Below are 17,052 nucleotides of genomic sequence, written 5' to 3'. Positions count from 1 at the left end.
TAAAGACAACAAGTTTTTGCCTGGTGGCAATAGCGTTGTGGACCCACCTGAACCCATGCCGAACTCAGAAGTGAAACGCAACTGCGCCGATGATAGTGTGGGGTTTCCCCATGTGAAAGTAGGTCACTGCCAGGCTCTTATTAGATGACCCCATTGTCGCAAGACAGTGGGGTTTTTTATTGGACAAAAAAAGTGGGCTACTTTCAAGTAGGGCGAAGGCCGTCAGGAAAAAGCGTGCTTTTTTCGGCCGAAGCGGAAGCAGCTATGCTGCACCCCTGTTCCACCGCCAGGCTCTTATTACTAAGCCCGCTCAATGAGCGGGCTTTTTTATTGTCTGCGATTTATCGCTCGAGGCAATTTACTCTGCGTTTTTAAAAGAGCTTTATTCTACCCTTTCCCGCTCATCACTCTCTTGAACATACAAGGTAGACCAATGGTTTTTTTTGGCTTGCTTCTTAGCAAGGCTGGCGCGTTCACTTAACTCTTGGATACTGAGTTGAGTTGCGCTTGTCCAGCGGGTGACTCCTACAGCTAAACCGGTTAAGTGAAAAAAACGCTGCTGGCCATCGCGGTCTTTAGCGACAATTCCGCCAGCGTCTAAGTCTTTTTGGCGATAAAGCGGTTCTCGCCGAGAATCAAACTGATTGAGCAATTGCAGTACCGATGGTTGCCAGCCTTGTCGGGTAAAAATCACTATAAAGTCATCGCCACCGAGGTGCCCAATAAAATGTGCATGCCGGCATAGGTGTAATCTTAATAACTCAGCGACAAGTTTGATCATGCGATCGCCTCGTTCATAACCACAAATATCATTAAATGGTTTGAAGTTATTGAGGTCAAAGTAGGCAAGATCAAAGCTTTGATTAGCGGCGATTAAGTTATTTAGACTACGTTGTAAGGGGACATTACCGGGTAAAGCTGTCAGTGGGTTTGCATAGCGTGCAAGTTGTAGTTTGTAGTCTGATAACTTGCGCATCACATCTACGGCTAAACCTATACCGTAATAGTGATTATCTTGGGTCACAATGAAAGAGGCATCTAAACCGCTAACAGTATGCTGACTAAGTTTACGACCGATCTCGCTCAAATTAGTATTAACATCAACAATAAGAGGTTTGGTATCCATAAGATCGGCCACGGTCTTCCGCTGATTGAGTGAGTGTCCGTAAGGCCCTGAATACCTAGACAGTAGCTCTTCACGCTTAAGTAAACCTAAGACTTGTTGATGCTTATTTACCACCGGCAGTGAGTGAATAGACTTGTCTTCTAGCATTGTTTTTAGCAGTTCTTTTGAGGACAGTTCTGGCACAACAGTGCTAGCTATAGTTGCTAAGGAAAGTGCTGTATAGGGTTCGCTGTTAATCGGGGTGGCAGGTGCTGTTTCACGTTGCTTTGGCTTAGAGGTAGGGCGGGCAATATGAAAGCCTTGTAAGTAGGGGATATCTAAGTTTATTAACTGCTGGTATTGTTCGGCATTTTCAATGCACTCTACAATGACTTGGCTGCCAATTTGTTCGGCTAGGTTAACCATCGCTGTAATCGCTGTACCGACTTTGCCATTCTCAAGCAACTGTTCGCAAAAAAAACAATCGAGCTTTAGATATTCGGGGCTGAGTTGTAACCAAGTCTTTATGCCTGCGTAACCTGCGCCAAAATCGTCTAAAGCAAATGAAATCGTCAGTTTACGTAAATCTGATACGCATTCCAGAAGAGCTTCATCTACACAAATGGGAAGGTGCTCGGTGAGCTCAATGACTAACTGACCATTGGTTGGGATGAGTTGCTTAAAATAGAGAGCGCCTTTCTGTTGGTAAATATACAGTAAAGTATCGGGCGAAAAGTTTATGAATAAATGACCCTGTATATTCTGCTTATCGAAGCGTTGGCTAGCGAGTTGAGCGCAGAGAAGTTCCAGCTCATGTTGTTGACTCGATTGACGAGCAAACTCAAAGAGCGCTAAAGGCGAGTGAAAGTAGCTATTTGTTGGCCCGCGCGACAGGGCTTCATAACCTAAGGCTTGGTTGTTGTTATGATCCCAAATTGTTTGGAAAGCGGTATTAATGCTTTGTTGTCTAATTAGATCGTTAAACTCCAACTGTAACTGGGCTCGCATCCTGCCGCTTCCTATATTCATTGTTTAAATATGTTTAGCAGTAGTTATTTACAGAAATATGACCGATAGATGAATATTAATTTTTTCTTAAAATTTAGGTGTTTAGCTCTATTTTAGTTGAGTAGTTGCTTAATTTCCCGCATTTGAGCGGTGCTTAGAGCTCCATGTTCAATCGCTTCTGCGTTGCTAACAACTTGTTCGACTGTTCTAAATCCAGGTATGGGGAGAGTGTTACTTGAAGAACCCCATATCCATGCGAGCGCGCCTTGAATAAGCGTTCTTCCATTGCTTGTGAGAATAGATTGTATGCCCTCAAGTTTGCTTAAAAGCGCGGGAGAAGCTTTGCCATTGTTGAAGTACTTAAGCCATTCCGGATTGATGTTACGAATATCCTTAGGATCTAAGATAGCTTGCCTATGATATTTTCCAGATAAAAGACCCATAGCTAAGGGACCACGGTTAATTGCCGCCAATTTATGCTCAAAACAGAAGTGAGTAAGCCTCGTGTTTTGGTCTAGTACGTTGTTTTGGAACTGTATGGCGGCGCAGTGCTTACCTTGGCTAAACGCTTCAGCACGGTCTAGGTGATCAGTGCTCCAGCCATAGCGACGAATCTTCCCCGTTTCTACCAGTTTTTCTAGGCTAAGTAGCACCTCATCTACATGGTTTAAAGGCAAATCATTGAGGTGTAATTGATAGACATCGATGTAGTCAGTATTGAGCCGTTTTAAGCTGGCTTCACAGTGCTTGATAATGCTTGGTTGATCATGAAAACTGCCAGTGATTGACTTGCTTGCGCTGTCAAAGTCAACGCCGAATTTTGTGGCTAACACTATCTTTTCGCGCTTACCTTCTAAGGCTTGGCCTAATACCTGCTCGCTATGTCCTGCACCGTAAACGGCAGCGGTATCAAAAAAGTTTATTCCCGCATCAATACCTGCATGAATAGCTCTTATTGATACTTTGTCGTCTACTTCGCCCCAGCCGCAGGGTTTGTTGTCGAGATCATAAAACGGCCCGCCAATTGCCCAGCATCCTAAGCCCATTGGGCTGACTTGCCGTGGTCCTAACTGTCGCATTTCCATCGTCGCTTCCTTTTACTCAGTGAACTAATGTTATCGATTACCACGCACCCAAGGGCTAACGTGCTGTTGGTAAAAGTTAGCTAAACGTGTGTGTAGCTCGTTACTTAGCGGTGCTTGCTGAGCGTATGTAACATTTTGATTAATCTGTTGTGGTTTACTGGCCCCAGTTATAACACTGGTAATTTGAGGTTGGTCGAGCAACCAGCGAATGGTGCACTCGGCCATAGAGCGGTTGTCTGGCAACAGAGCAGTAAGTTGTTCTAGCAAGCTGAGGGCTTTTTCAAGCGGTAGGCCTGCAAAGGTTTCACCTACATGAAAGGCAGCACCATTTTGGTTGTAATTACGGTGGTCACTGTCGGCAAAAGTTCGTTGTGCGGTAACCGCACCGCTTAACAAGCCGCTGGCATAAGGTAAACGCGCAATAACTCCGACATTCTTCTGTTCGGCTAGATTAAGCACTTCGCTTAGTGCATCTTGCCTAAAGATATTAATGATCAGTTGCAAGCTGGTAAGCTGAGGATCGTTCAAGCACAGCTTTGCTTCATCCATCGACTCGACACTGGCACCGTAATGTTGGATTAAGCCTTGTTGTTTAAAATCTTGTAGCCAAGTAAATACTTCACCATCTTGCATTACTGGGTAAGGAATACAGTGTAGTTGAATCAAGTCAATTGAATCGCCACCTAGCCGTTGTAAGCTTGATTCTATGCCCTGTTGTAATCCTTGCTTAGTATATTTGCCTGGAAATAAACTGGCATCGCGGCCTACCTTGGTCGCAATGCAAATATCGTTATGCTGTTGGTAGAACTTCCCAAGTACTTGCTCACTTAAGCCAGCACCATATACATCGGCGGTATCGTAAAAGCGCACACCACTTTGGTAGGCTTGGTCTAAAATCGCCAACGAGTCTGCCTCGCTAATCGGGCCAAAATCGCCGCCTAACTGCCAACACCCTAATCCTATCTCGGTGAGCGCTAAGCCGCTTTTGCCTAATAGTCTGTTTTGCATAGTGGTATTCCATTTGAATAAAGAGCGTTGGAATAGTGTACGTATTTTATTTAGTTTGATAATTCACTATTATTGAAATTAATTGTTCAGAAAATTGGATTAATATGTTTAGCGGCGTACTCGATTTTGTCACGGTAGTGGAAGAGGGAAGCTTTACCGCTGCGGCTGAAAAATTAGTCAGCTCTAAGGCTAGTATTAGTCAGCGAGTGAGTGATTTAGAAACACGCTTAGGTGTACAGCTCTTATATCGCTCTACCCGTAAACTACGTTTAACCGAAGCCGGCGAACGCTACTATCAAAGCTGTCGGCAAGGTTTAGAGTTGTTAGAGGATGGCGCGTTAGCTGCTCAGCAGTTACAGCATCACTTGCAAGGTAAAGTTGTGATTAATTCTTTAGGGGGAATATTTGCCGAGCAGTGGTTGGCGCCTGCTTTAATGGCGTTTCGCCAAGAACACCCGAACATGGATATAGAGCTGGACTTGTCTTCACAACGGGAAGATTTGCTGTCTTCCCCTTTTGATATCGTGTTTAGAATGGGGGTGCTGCCGGATTCCAATTTACAGGTGCGAATACTAAGCCAGCTGAATACCTATGTGGTGGCCAGTCCAAGCTATTTTGAGCGTTATGGCAAGCCCAAGCATCCAGATGAACTCAAGCAGCATCAGTGCGTGTGTGGCACGGTTTCTCAGTGGCCCTTTGTGCAAGGGGAACAAAAGCTAGTGACTACGGTGAGCGGGCCTTTTTCATGCCCTAATGGTCATGTGCTTAAACAAGCGGCTTTACAAGGTTTAGGCCTTATTCGTACTCACGAGATGTATTTGCGTGAGGCCTTAGCTGAGGGGAGTTTAGAAGCGGTGCTGCAGGATTGGCAAGAGCTTAGCCAGCCATTGTGGATGGTGTTTCCTCCTGCTCGTTTTCGTTCCAAACGAGTGAGTATGCTCGCCGACTGGTTAGTGGCTTATGCAGTTGCTCACCCTATTTAGAGAGCGTTAGCGGTCGAGAAAACTCCCTGCTAGCTATGCTTAATTACCCTGGTTGTTCTTAGTTTATTGGTTCAATATGTCTAAGTTATTGAGTTGGTATTTCCCCTCAGGTAGAAACGTTACTGGCCACTCGGTGTCTGCCACAGTTTGTGGTGCCGTCGCCATCCGAATCTGGACCTAGCTCGCAGCGATCAAGCTCAATGGCGTTGCGTGTTAAGCTCAGCATGATTGATTGCTGCGAAGGCGATAATAGAAGTTTTGAGGATAGTTTGCGCACTGGCACATTGTTGGCTTCAAGTGAGCCATCAACTAAGATGTTGTAGCTTTCCACCTGCTCCATATCTCGCGCATTAACAACGTACACCGGTACTTTTTCTGTTGTGTAGTCTTTTTCTGGCGCGTTTTCTGAAGAAAATTGGTAAAGGTTTTTGCTGGTATTGCCAAAGGCAAACACTAGTTTTTTGCAGCATCTGAAGCAATGATAGTGTCGGAGGCTAGCACTATTTGGCTATTGCTATCAATTAAGCTCATATCTACCGTATAGCTGCTATTTGGATTAGCTATAACATTTATGGGTGATAGCAACGACCCGCCAAATATGGGACCATGGTAAATGGTTTTGTTCACCACGCCTTCTACTGCGCTATCGTATTGGGCCTTTATTTCTATCGAAGACAGATCTGAATCACTTTTTTACGAAGTCGTAGCTGGAGATTTGAAATGAGTCTAATTGAACGACTTGTGAACGTGAATCACTGCCTCCTCCACAGCTACTTAACATGGCAATTAACGCAGAAGAAACACAGAGTTTAGAAAACTGCATTATCTAATCCCCTCTATAAAATTAATGTGAAATCAATCTGTGCCTCATAAATGGCTAACGCAAACACTGTATTTATAATACAATTATGATTTATGTAACTTGATTGAAATATTAAACTTTTACAGGGAGGCGATAGCCATTAGTGATGGGCTGAAAACTATTTAGTTGCCAGATAGGTTTACAGCTGCAGCCGTCACAGATTAAGATCGTCAATACTTTGATATTGCAAGACTCAATGATTCTACAGGAAACTAGATGACAGACTCACCCAGCACCGCTCAGTTAAGCGACGAGCACTATCAGCAGCATACTAAACAGTGGGTCAAAAGTTTTGTGGTTGAGTACAACATTTGCCCTTTTGCTAAGCGTGAATTAGAGCGGGGAAGTATCCGGTATGCAGTTAATGGCAGTGATGATGTTGAAAACCTGCTGCAGCAATTGATTGCAGAATGCCAACTGCTTGATGAGCAAGCAGACATTGAAACCACCATGTTTATTGTACCAGCGCTGCAAGACTTTCATGACTATTTGGATATGCTCAACTGGGCAGAACAGCTCGTTAGCAAGCAGGGTTATGATGGGGTATATCAACTAGCGAGTTTTCATCCTGATTATTGCTTTGCAGGTGAACCAGCAAATGAGCCCAGTAACTATACTAACCGCTCGCCGTATGCCACTTTGCACCTAATTCGTGAGAAAACTATCAGTAGGTTAACTAAACTTCATCCAGACCCTGAAGGGATCCCTGATCGAAATATTCAAGTCACCGAGGATTTGGGGAGTGCAGCGCTTAAACAGTTGTTAGCGAGCTGTAAAAACTGATTTAGAATAAAAACTCTTGTATATCTTTTTGATATTGCTGGGTAAATTATCTATTCTGTGCCGAATAATTTTACAGGAGGTGATATGTCCTTAACTATAACGGCGGCCGAAAAAGCAATTTTGGCGGATTTAACCATTCCACCGCGCCCTCAAGTGTTATTAACTATCACTCAAGAGACCAAAAAAGCTGAGCCAGATGTATCGGTAATTGCCGAAGCCATTGCCAGTGATGTAGGGATCTCTGGTGCAGTATTACAAATTGTTAACTCTGCGGCTTTTCGTCGCCTAAACGAGATTAAATCGATTCACCAAGCGGTGATGACCTTAGGGATTAATCGTGTGTTTCCTATTGTTAAGGCTGTGGCCTTAAAGGGAGCGATGCCGGCATCTAAGGTGTTGGATGCATTTTGGTTAGAGGCCAATCTGTTAGCCAGTTGCGCAGCTGCTACAGCAGAAGAACTGGGGTTTGAATCAGCCAAAGATAACGCCTACATGTTAGGGTTGTTCCATCAAGCGGGCGTGCCCGCATTGCTTCAGTCTTTTCCTGAATACGAAAGAATGCTAGCGGAAGCTAATGAGATGGGGTGGGGGAAACTGGCGGAACAAGAGCGAATTAGATATGGGACTACCCATGCCACTGTTGCTGCTCTAATTGCCCAGCAATGGAGCTTACCTAAGGTAATGATAGAGGCGATTTATTATCAGCATGATAGTGATGGTTTATTTGGTTCGCAAGAGCTGACTAAATCGTCTTTATTGATGTTAGCAATTCTAAAAATTGCCCGTATTGTGGCTTACCGTAAGTTAGGTGTGAACAGTGAAGAAGAAGCCTGGCAAGAGAGTTATGACGGTTTATTAGCTTTTTTGAATATGGAAGATCAGCAGTTAGAAGATGTGTTGAATGCAGTCGCTGATACCCAAGCTTAAGCGCTAAAAGCTAAACAAAAAGGCTAGCCTAATGGCTAGCCTTTTTTAGTTTGTGTTGCCTAGAATTTGTAGGCTACATCTACTCCCCAGTTTCTGCCGGGTTGGGTGTAACGGTCTAAACCTTGATAGTCAGAGTCTTTGCCATCTAAATCGGTGTAACTCCAGTACTTTTGGTCGAGAGCGTTAAACAAACCCGCGCGCAGCACTAAGTCATTTACTGGCTGATAATAAGCCGTTAAATCAAGTAACGCGTAACCAGGTGCGTGGGCATTATCTTCTGCCGTCCAATCACCGTCTTTTTTGGCGGCTACCATGGTAAGGTTTAAGGTGCTTCCCCAAAGATCGTCACTGTGATCGTAACCTAATCCCCATACCGCAGTGAGCGGTGCGACTGAATCAAGCGAGCTGCCGTCTTCTTTGTTTTTACCTTGTGCGTAAGCCACGCTTAAGCGGCTATAGGTGCCTTTAGGCGCGCCAAAGGCATCGTCTAACCAATAGTGACCTTTAAACTCCACTCCGTAAATCTCAGCTTCGCCAATATTTTCGTTGATGGTGATACCAGCTGGGTAGCTTGGATCGCTGTAATCGGTTACCGATTGAATAAAGTTAGTGTAGTCGTTAAAGAAACCCACCAGTTCCATACTAGACGCATCAGTATTTGCCCGTAAACCTAACTCGTAACTTTGGCTCTCTTCTGGCTTAAGGTTGGGGTTAGATAACGTGGCGTAACCATGACCGCTGTTATCAAATGCGTAATAAAGCTCTTGTAGGGTAGGGGCTCTAAAACCTTCACTGTATTGCGCAAAGGTACTGAACTGCTGGTTCCAATGGTAAACCGCGCCTATACGTTTGGTAAGTGCATCACTGTTATGTTGCTCAAAGCCGCTGCTTGCATCTGGAGTAGCTTGGTAGTCGTCATAACGCAGACCTGCGGTTACTACTAAGCGCTCATCTAGCAAGTACATATGATCTTGAATAAATATGCCGCGCTTTTCTGAATCTGCTGCTGGCACCTCTGGGGCTCCTGGGTCAACCGTTCCGGTATCAAAGTAGTGGGTGCGGTAATCTAGCTCAAAGTCACTATTAATGGCACTTAAACCATAGCTTAGCTCATGGCTACCGTGAGCAAATTCGAGTAATTTATTAAATTGTGCATCAAACTGCAGACTGCTGTCTTCGCCATTACGCTCGCGGTTGCGGCTGCCGTAAAAACCGGTGGTGTCGTAGTTATTGTGCTCAGACTTGCTTTGTTGATGACTTAGCTGCCAAAACACGTCATCAAAGGCGAGATTATTGGCTGTCCAGGTATGATTTAATCCTACGCGGCTGCGGCTATCTTCGTCTTCACTGTTAGCATTGGTATAGGTAAAGCCAGGTGCAATGGTGTAGCCTTCATTGCTCAGTATTTGCCCTTTAGATTGGCGCTGGAACAACTCGGCAACTACACCAAATGTATGCGCTTCATTTAGCTGGTAATTGGCTTTTAATAGCAAGTTATGCGAGTCAAAGTCATAAGGATCGGCTTGACCACGATCTCGGCCATTGATGTCCGCACCAGAAGAGTGGGCTTGGGTTTCGCTGCCATCACGATACGTATAAATAGCTAAGCCTTCCCAGTTTTGGTAACGCTTGGCCAGTTCTAGGGTTGTTTTGTAAGCTTCGTTCGAGCTGTTATAGCCAGCCTTTATCGCTACGTGATTAGCATCGCCTTCGTCTAACACATCTTCAGGATTTTTAGTGCGTAGTAGTACCGCACCACCTAAGGCGTCACTACCATACAAACTAGAGGCCGGGCCTTTGTTAATTTCTACAGCACTTAAGGTATCAATCTCATAGGAGTTTGGTCCCTTGTTCATTACGTCGCCGCCTGGGTTGTAGGCTGTTGGTTGCTCAATACCGTCAACCATCAGTTTGATACGGCTACCATCAAGGCCCCGAATGTTAAACCCGCTAGTGCCGTATCTACCTTGGCCTGTTGTGGTAACGCCTGGCTCATAACGTACTACGTCGTTTAAATCGTTAGCCATTTGCTTCTCTAGTTGCTCTGAGCTAACAGAACTTACGCTAGATGAAACATCTTTAAGGTTTTGCTCAGTACGGGTTGCCGACACTACCACTTCATCAAACATGGTGCTGTTGGAATTAGCCATGGCTACTGGGCTTAAGCTGAGTATTATTGCGTTGGCAATGAGTGTGCGATTGAGTGTTTTCATAAAAACCAGGCTTTGTCCTTATCCTGTAAAGTGTAATTAAAGCGCACTATACATAATACGAATGAGAATTAAAATCATTTGCATTTAATTATAGTTTTATGAATAGGAACTTTGGCTATTTACATAAAACCACAGTGTAATAGTGGTTTAGCGGCCGATTGGGCAATAAATGGTTTTATTAAATGCGTTTAAAGGTGATGGGTTAACTCGTCAATCGCATTGATAGCAATTGTGCTACTTTAAATCTGAGTAGTATTGAGTCGCAAGTGACGTTAAGGAGTGTTTATTTGTTGCTTGGCGGCGCATTGTGGCGTTCAAACCCAAATAAGGAAGTAAAGTGGTGAACAATAAAAATAGTCTAAGCATACTAATGATTGGCTTAGTGGTTTTACTGCTGAGTGGCTGTAAATCAGTTGGAGTGGGCTCTGGCTTTGAAGAGCGCTTAGTGAGTGTGATAGAAATGCCAACTCGTAGCCTAAGTTTTACTGATGCAGTTGTGTGGTTAGACAATGCTCAACAAGGAAAGCGCGGGGTACGTTTTTTACAAGGTGAGTATGCGCTGGAAGCGGAAGACGATGATTACTGGTATTTCCATGCCCCGTCAGTGATTGAAATGGGCGTATTAGAAGGCGGCAATGTAGTGGCGGGGAAACGCATGGCGGGAGGGCTAATGTTAGCTAAAAGTCCGCAAGCTACGGTTGCTGCGGGCGCCTATCTGGACAGTGAGGCCGAGCGTAAAATTATGGTGTTGAAAATAGGCCGAGATTTTTTAGATTTAAAAGGTAATAAGTGGCTGCTAAGTAATTCTACTGAGTAAATAGCGGGACCGCTAATATCAGCATTCAACGGAGCAATATACCTTCGAGATTGCTCCGCTAATGTAGACTCAGCTTATAACAGTGGCACAGACAATAAGGTATCGTGAGCGGTGATAAACAGTGTTTGTTCATCCGCTGAAAGGGTGCAATTGGCGGTTAACCTACCGGTACGAATTTTTGCTAGTACCTCTCCTTTAGGGCTAAACAACCACACGCCACCAGGTCCAGAAGCAAAAATATTACCACTTGAATGCACAACCATACCATCCGGTAGGCCTTGCTCTCCTTCTACACCAATCAGCGCTTTAGCGTTATAGAACATACGCTTATTTTCAATGCTTCCATCAGCGTTAAGATCGTAGGCTAACCAGCGAGGGTGGGCATCATCAGACACCGCAACATATAAGGTCGTTTCGTCTAAGGACAATGCAATACCGTTTGGAAAATTCACGCTCTCATCCAATAGGCTTACTTCACCATCGCTGCTTAAGCGGTAAATACCTTGGTAATCAATCTCCTTACGTTGATCATCCATACCGGCATTTAAGCCGTAAGGTGGATCGGTAAAATACAAACTACCGTCACTATGGTAGACCGCGTCATTAGGGCTATTTAGGCGCTTTTCTTGATAGTGGCTGGCCAAAGTAATAAATTCGCTTTTTGGTGATGTAAGAGGAGCATCCATTATCGCTACTCGGCGATCTCCCTGCTGCAGGAGGACGAGTTGGCCTTCATCGTTAAGCAATAAACCATTAGCGCCCTGACCATAATCACCCTCATATAAACCGCTCGCACCAGATTGCGCCAAATAAACAGAAGTCCCCTGATTCGGCTGGTATTTTATTACCGTGTTGTTGGGGATATCTGAAAACAGTAAATAGTTTTGTTCGGCAATCCAAACAGGGCCTTCTGTCCAGCGATACCCTTTTCCTCGAATACTAATTTTGGCATCTTCAGCGAGGTAACTAAGCGCTTGTTGGTTGATGATCTCTATCGAGCCGGTTGTTTCTAATGCATCTTCTAGTTGAGTATTTTGCTGAGTTGTAGCGCAAGCGCTGACGGTGAGAGTAGCGGCGAGAATAAACGCAGTTCGCATGTTTAGTCCTTTAATCACAGTGAATATAGTTATTTTTCTACAGGTTGTCCAATTAACTAAATTGGTTATCCATTTTGTCGCCGTGAGTTAAATATATCAAGCTGTAATGTTATTTTACTTTTATTAATGAGGCGTTAATTTACTCTATTTGGTTGAACAATTTTTAAGGAGATAGCGTTAAACGTGCTGAAGATGGGAGCAGGCTTGGTTAAGCGGATGCTCTAAGCGAGCTAAATAGTTGCTTAGAGCAGTGTCAGTTATCGTTAAGTTAAGCTTTTCTGTTTCGCTTTACTCGACTGAACATTAACAATACCAATCCTAAGCTGACTAGCCACCATGTTTTTGGTTCTGGCACAGTAGCTGGCGATAACGAACGTCCAGTGATGGTTTGCAGCTGCAAGCTTGCGCTGTGATTGTCGGTTTCGAAATTACGGCCAAAAAATTGAATAGACGTAATTTTGTCGGCTTCGCTTTCTGCAAATAGGTTCACATAGCCGTATGGTTCGCGTTTGTTTCCGCTTACGCTGGTTGGGCTACCGTAATGTTCGGGTTCTAATACTGCCGCATCTAAAATTTGGTTAGTAACAAAGCTTAAGCTTTCAGATTGAGTAGTAATGCTGAGTTGATTCCCGCTATCTCCTGCGCTCCACCAAAATCCAAAGTATCCCATGGCTTGGTTAAAATCTAAGTTCACTGAACTTTTATTAGGAATAAATAAGTACTTACCTTCACCATAAGCGCCACCATAAACACCGAAATTCACCACTTTTGCAGTACCTTTATCGACGGAGTAATCGCCAAAATCGGTTTGATAACCGTTGTTCAGGCCACTTTTAGCTAAGCTGTCAAAGGTTTCAGTTTTTAAGGTCCCGCCCACCTGCGAGCTCTGAATCCCTGGTGCTTCAATCGTATAAATAATACCTGCGTGGCTGGAGAAGCTAAGCACTGCGGCAATAACAACAAAACCGATAGTTAACTGGTTTAGTTTGCGACTTTTTGCTGATTTCATGGTGTACCTCGGTAACTTACTAGTGGCCTAAACAGGCCTTGTGAGTAAGTCATATCCAATTTCGTGCCATGTTTTTTATCTCTAAATTATTCAGTGTGTTAGAAGGTATACATGAGCTTTCTAAGCGGAGGCATCAGCAGTACTTGCACTTTGCAAAAGGGCGTTATTAAAGGGGCGTTTTTAAAAGAGGGAGCTGGGAGGTAGAATGAACAGCGTCGATTGTTAAGCCAAGTTCGAAAAAGTTATGAATGCGACACTTAACCGGTAAGTATCGCGATGAATTTATTGAACCGCTTTAAGTGACAAGGTGAGTGAGAAGGTCGCTACAATGTCGTCACCACTAATGCTTGGGCATGTGGCATCGATAGTAACAGCTTGGTTTACACGTTCGCCACTGGCCATAGTTTTCTCAAGCATTTGATCAATCAGTAAACCGTCGGTGCAGGTAAAAATCACATCGGCTTCAGGGCGTTTTAAAAATTTCCCCTCTACTGCTTTAAAAGCCAAAGACACCTTTTTGCCATGTTGTTCAGCTTTTGCAATGGCTAAAAAGCCACCGGCTACATCCGCTCCCACAGCTAAGGTGCCAAAGTACATGCTGTTTAAGTGATTTTTAGTACGGCGTTTAAGTGGGATTTTTACCACTACTTTTTGTTCGTCCATGGCTAAAATCTTGGGGCGGCAGTACCAAATTAACGGAACCTTAAACATGCCAAACAAGCTGAGCATTAGGTTGGCCTTGCGAATACTGGGAAGCATAACTATTCCTTAGTTAAGAGGTCTTACCAGTAGAGCTTGTTGTTAACAAAAAGTCAACATTTGGTGCTTTTTAGTTTAAAAATCAGACCAACCTGCACCAACTATAAAGTGAACGGTAGTGTCTTCTGGGCCGCGAGCGACATCAATACCCGTGCGTAAGTTAAAACGCCTTGCCATTAAGTAACGAAAACCAATGCCTTTGGCATAGCGGTTGGGGGTATCTCCTAAGTGTTGCTCTGCATTAAAGGCTTGGCCTAGACCGCCAAATACTACCCCTGACCAGCGCGCATCAAAGTCGTAGCGCAGTTCTCCCTGTAAGGTTGCCATGCGCTCTCCTTGATAGCGCATGGCTGGAATACCGCGCATATCAATAAAGGGCAGGGCATAATATGGTGTATCACCATGGGCACTCGATGCCGAAAGCCTCGCTGAACCTTGAAATTTGCCACCTAAATAGCTAAAGCCAGAAAACTCGCCAGAGGCAATCGCGTAGTCTTTATCTCCACCAAAGTAATCGGCATGCTTGGCGTAACTCACGTTGCCATATAAACCTTGGTTGGGGCTAAAAGAGTTGTCGCGTGTATCGTAGTTAAGCAATAGGGCTAAGCCGCCATCTTTCATGCTTAACTGTGGTTTTAAGTAATCAGGTAAGTCACCGATAGAGAATTCACTATCACTGTCTAAATACGAGTATTTTGCACCCGCAAACCAAGGGCTATCACCTAAACGAAAACGGATTTGTTGAAGTAAATAAGTGCCTTTAAGGTTCACTCTAATCGGTATATCGCCAATAATCCCATCACTCGGTAAGCGAAAGCTGTCGATATTGGCATCTACCCCAGCGATAGCGCCAATGTAACGAATAGTGTCTTGTTTCCATATACCCATGTGAAAAGCGCCAGCGCCGCGTGTGCCGTTCTCTGTGGCTAAGCCAAGTAAACCTGAAACGCTGGGAGTTAATTTGAGAGGGGCGTTGGGATCTTCATCTTCAACGAGATTGTTTTGGCGCTCTTCATTCTCATGGAAAAATGCCAAAACCAAGCCGCCACCGTAACCCACCGCGGGGTCGGTAATAATGATAGGCACCGGTAAAAAGCCCACAGCATTGTCCATTAGCCATTGGCTGGCATCCATTCTTCCGTCGGTGGGATCAACAAACTGCTCGAAAAAATCGGCGTGAGCGTTGCCCATTGAGAACAACAAGGGTATTGAGCTAAGTATTGCGGGTAGGCGCATATTTCATTCCTTGAAATAGTGAGCGTTTCACTGAAAACAGTTAGGTAGAGTGTAGCGAGATGAAAGCTAAAGCGATAGCGTAAATTAACGCCAGAGTTTGCAGGCCTGAAACGAAAAAAGCCTGCATAAATGCAGGCTTTTTAAAGGTGGTGCCCGGAGGCGGAATCGAACCACCGACACGAGGATTTTCAATCCTCTGCTCTACCGACTGAGCTATCCGGGCGACGGGCGCTATTAAACGAATTTTACCGGTTTAAGTCAACCGAAAATGGTAAAAAAAATGAAATAATTGGGCATCGGCTAAATGCCGTACAACAACTGCTAAAAGATTAAACAAAAAGGCGGCCTAGGCCGCCTTTTTGTTTAGTTTGGATACGTAGGTGATGGGTAATCACTGCTCTCTTAGCGGACATTGGGTAAATGCCTTTTAGAGTGGGCTTAACATGCTGAGTGAGCGTGTTAGTCACAAGCAAACGGGTAAGCTTGCTGTTGTTCCCTTGTATTTTTCACTGTGATTAGTGTAATTAAATATAAGGGGCGAGTGTTTGCTAAGATTGTTGGTATATAAGTTTATTGAGCAACAACTGTTGTTTATTTCCCGATAATGAGGTGAAATAAACCTCAAGTTTAATGAAAGTTAATGATGAGGTGATAAATGCGCTTAGATCGCACCGACAAAAAGATTTTGGACCTGATGCAACAAAACGGTCGGATTAGTAATCTTGAGTTGGCGGAGCAAATAGGCTTATCGCCTTCGCCTTGTTCAAGGCGAGTAAAAGCCCTTGAAGATGCTGGGCTTATAGACAAGCACGTTACTCTGCTCAATGAAAAGAAGCTTAATTTAAACCTTACCGCCTATATTCATATCTCTATGGATAGGCATACACCAGAGCGCTTCGAAAACTTTCAAAAGATCATCAGCGCTTACGAAGAAGTGATGGAGTGTGTATTGGTTACCGGTACCGATGCAGATTATCAGCTAAAAGTTGTGGTACCGGATATGGATCATTACCAAGCCTTTTTACTGGGTAAACTGACTCGTATAGACGGAGTAACAGGTGTGCGTTCAAGCTTTGTATTACAGCAAGTCTTAAACAATACCGCATTGCCTTTATCGCACATAAAATAAAAGCGCCAGAAGCGCTTTTATATTTTTACTTGTTTAGCTTAGCCTTGTTGGCGTTTTAGAAAGGCTTGGCGGCAGCCATCATAGTTTGCGATGAGAATATCGCTTTCAGCTTTTTCATAAGGCAGTAAGCTGCCTATTACCATGCGTTTTTGACCGGTGCCAATGGTTTCGCCCGCTTCACTAATCACAAACTTAAGTATAGCAACACCGCGTTTACCATTAGGGATAAACTCACCGCCAGCAAATTCAAGCTGAGGGGAACAAGTGGGTAAGCGTTCAAAATGTAAACTCATGTTCTCGTATATGACTAAAGGGCGTTTACGGTTGAGCATTAGGCCTTGTTCTTCCAGTAGAGGCACCAGAATATGCGGGAAATTTTGGCCAGAAAAGCGCACGTAATCTTTAATTAAGTCACCAATAATGGCTTGGTCTTTTAAGTTGTCACCGCTGCGGGTGAGCTGTAGGTATTCTTTCTCGTTCTGGTCGACGAGCTGACAAGCATCTTGTTGTTGCTTGATGCTTAGTGGAACACCATCTGTCACCATCCCTGCAAAGGTAAACTGCATATCTTGGTTAAGACCTAGTTCACTTAGCATAACTGAAAACAATAAGTCGCCCGGCACACAAAAGCGTGACGAGTCTGCATCGTGAATGGCGTTGAAGTCGTTCGCGACTCCTTTGGCGAAGTCACAGGCTTGTTGTCGACTAAAAACAAACTGTTGATCTTCACGGCTAAAATATTGGCTTAAATTCATATTCGATTCACTTGCTTAACTCGGCGACCGGCGATTTTAGCAAAATTTACTCATAGGGTGGTCATATCAGTATAAAAGTTTTTTTTTATTTTTTTCATCGCTGAATATTCTGCACCAACTTTTAGCACTTTTAATAAGCAGTTCTTTTCATTCATTTAATTAAATTTATCCACAAGGAGATAAAATTATAAATTGAGTCTTTTATCAAAAAAAGGCTTTTCAAGACCCTCTTTCTGCCCTACCTTTACACAGTAACCACATTAAAAGGGTGGTGTT

General features: G+C 44.1%; 16 protein-coding genes, 1 tRNA gene and 1 rRNA gene. 6 read left to right on the top strand and 12 right to left on the bottom strand.

Features of this window, described 5'->3' with window-relative positions; genetic code table 11:
* Positions 1-19 precede the first annotated feature (19 nt).
* A 5S ribosomal RNA gene (gene rrf / locus FFR00_RS03305) occupies positions 20-135 on the top strand.
* 247 nt (positions 136-382) lie between these two features.
* Here rrf and FFR00_RS03300 read toward each other — a convergent pair.
* The 3 genes from FFR00_RS03300 to FFR00_RS03290 form a co-directional block, all read right to left on the bottom strand.
* Positions 383-2,113 (bottom strand): GGDEF domain-containing protein, encoded by a 1,731-nt coding sequence (locus FFR00_RS03300; RefSeq protein WP_161985077.1) that lies wholly within the window; start codon positions 2,111-2,113, stop codon positions 383-385.
* A gap of 113 nt (positions 2,114-2,226) precedes the next feature.
* Positions 2,227-3,198 (bottom strand): aldo/keto reductase, encoded by a 972-nt coding sequence (locus FFR00_RS03295; RefSeq protein ID WP_137671921.1) that lies wholly within the window; start codon positions 3,196-3,198, stop codon positions 2,227-2,229.
* A gap of 30 nt (positions 3,199-3,228) precedes the next feature.
* The gene (locus FFR00_RS03290; protein ID WP_137671920.1) at positions 3,229-4,206 is read right to left on the bottom strand and encodes an aldo/keto reductase; all 978 of its coding nucleotides are present in this window, start codon (positions 4,204-4,206) and stop codon (positions 3,229-3,231) included.
* A gap of 104 nt (positions 4,207-4,310) precedes the next feature.
* On the opposite strand from FFR00_RS03290, the gene FFR00_RS03285 reads away from it, so the two are divergent.
* On the top strand, positions 4,311-5,189 hold the full coding sequence (locus FFR00_RS03285) for a LysR family transcriptional regulator (protein WP_137671919.1): 879 nt from the start codon (positions 4,311-4,313) through the stop codon (positions 5,187-5,189).
* 106 nt (positions 5,190-5,295) lie between these two features.
* Here the strand turns inward: FFR00_RS03285 and FFR00_RS03280 are convergent, their stop codons facing one another.
* Together FFR00_RS03280 and FFR00_RS21690 are read right to left on the bottom strand one after the other, a co-directional pair.
* The gene (locus FFR00_RS03280; RefSeq protein WP_137671918.1) at positions 5,296-5,643 is read right to left on the bottom strand and encodes a hypothetical protein; all 348 of its coding nucleotides are present in this window, start codon (positions 5,641-5,643) and stop codon (positions 5,296-5,298) included.
* The gene (locus FFR00_RS21690) at positions 5,643-5,816 is read right to left on the bottom strand and encodes a hypothetical protein (protein ID WP_161985076.1); all 174 of its coding nucleotides are present in this window, start codon (positions 5,814-5,816) and stop codon (positions 5,643-5,645) included. The genes FFR00_RS03280 and FFR00_RS21690 overlap by 1 nt, the downstream gene beginning before the upstream one ends.
* A 451-nt stretch (positions 5,817-6,267) precedes the next feature.
* Between FFR00_RS21690 and FFR00_RS03275 the strand changes: the two genes are divergently transcribed.
* Both FFR00_RS03275 and FFR00_RS03270 read left to right on the top strand, forming a co-directional pair.
* On the top strand, positions 6,268-6,834 hold the full coding sequence (locus FFR00_RS03275) for a DUF1415 domain-containing protein (protein WP_137671917.1): 567 nt from the start codon (positions 6,268-6,270) through the stop codon (positions 6,832-6,834).
* Positions 6,835-6,918: 84 nt separating this feature from the next.
* Entirely contained in the window at positions 6,919-7,761 is an 843-nt protein-coding gene (locus FFR00_RS03270; RefSeq protein WP_137671916.1) for an HDOD domain-containing protein, read from the top strand.
* Positions 7,762-7,820: 59 nt separating this feature from the next.
* Here the strand turns inward: FFR00_RS03270 and FFR00_RS03265 are convergent, their stop codons facing one another.
* Positions 7,821-9,974: a TonB-dependent hemoglobin/transferrin/lactoferrin family receptor gene (locus tag FFR00_RS03265; RefSeq protein WP_137671915.1), complete on the bottom strand. Its 2,154-nt coding sequence runs from the start codon at positions 9,972-9,974 to the stop codon at positions 7,821-7,823.
* Between the two features lie 340 nt (positions 9,975-10,314).
* Here FFR00_RS03265 and FFR00_RS03260 point away from each other — a divergent pair, with 340 nt between their 5' ends.
* A complete protein-coding gene (locus FFR00_RS03260) occupies positions 10,315-10,791 on the top strand; it encodes a hypothetical protein (RefSeq protein WP_137671914.1) in 477 nt (158 codons plus the stop codon).
* Between the two features lie 74 nt (positions 10,792-10,865).
* Here FFR00_RS03260 and FFR00_RS03255 read toward each other — a convergent pair whose 3' ends face one another.
* The 5 genes from FFR00_RS03255 to FFR00_RS03235 form a co-directional block, all read right to left on the bottom strand.
* A complete protein-coding gene (locus tag FFR00_RS03255; protein WP_137671913.1) occupies positions 10,866-11,888 on the bottom strand; it encodes an SMP-30/gluconolactonase/LRE family protein in 1,023 nt (340 codons plus the stop codon).
* 268 nt (positions 11,889-12,156) lie between these two features.
* Positions 12,157-12,897: a PEP-CTERM sorting domain-containing protein gene (locus tag FFR00_RS03250; RefSeq protein WP_137671912.1), complete on the bottom strand. Its 741-nt coding sequence runs from the start codon at positions 12,895-12,897 to the stop codon at positions 12,157-12,159.
* A gap of 282 nt (positions 12,898-13,179) precedes the next feature.
* Positions 13,180-13,656, bottom strand: coding sequence for a PaaI family thioesterase (locus tag FFR00_RS03245; RefSeq protein WP_137671911.1), 477 nt, complete (start codon positions 13,654-13,656; stop codon positions 13,180-13,182).
* A 75-nt stretch (positions 13,657-13,731) separates the two neighbouring features.
* Complete coding sequence (locus FFR00_RS03240; RefSeq protein WP_137671910.1) at positions 13,732-14,892, bottom strand: glyceraldehyde-3-phosphate dehydrogenase; 1,161 nt, start codon at positions 14,890-14,892, stop codon at positions 13,732-13,734.
* A 147-nt stretch (positions 14,893-15,039) separates the two neighbouring features.
* Positions 15,040-15,115 (bottom strand) — tRNA-Phe (locus FFR00_RS03235).
* A gap of 432 nt (positions 15,116-15,547) precedes the next feature.
* Here FFR00_RS03235 and FFR00_RS03230 point away from each other — a divergent pair.
* A complete protein-coding gene (locus FFR00_RS03230; RefSeq protein ID WP_137671909.1) occupies positions 15,548-16,021 on the top strand; it encodes an Lrp/AsnC family transcriptional regulator in 474 nt (157 codons plus the stop codon).
* 38 nt (positions 16,022-16,059) lie between these two features.
* Here FFR00_RS03230 and FFR00_RS03225 read toward each other — a convergent pair whose 3' ends face one another.
* A complete protein-coding gene (locus FFR00_RS03225) occupies positions 16,060-16,776 on the bottom strand; it encodes a DUF3581 family protein (protein ID WP_137671908.1) in 717 nt (238 codons plus the stop codon).
* Between the last annotated feature and the right edge of the window lie 276 nt (positions 16,777-17,052).

Origin of the sequence: Agarivorans sp. Toyoura001 (assembly GCF_005405585.1) — a bacterium.
Classification (GTDB): Bacteria; Pseudomonadota; Gammaproteobacteria; order Enterobacterales; family Celerinatantimonadaceae; genus Agarivorans.
This window is presented reverse-complemented; position numbering and strand designations above follow the sequence as displayed.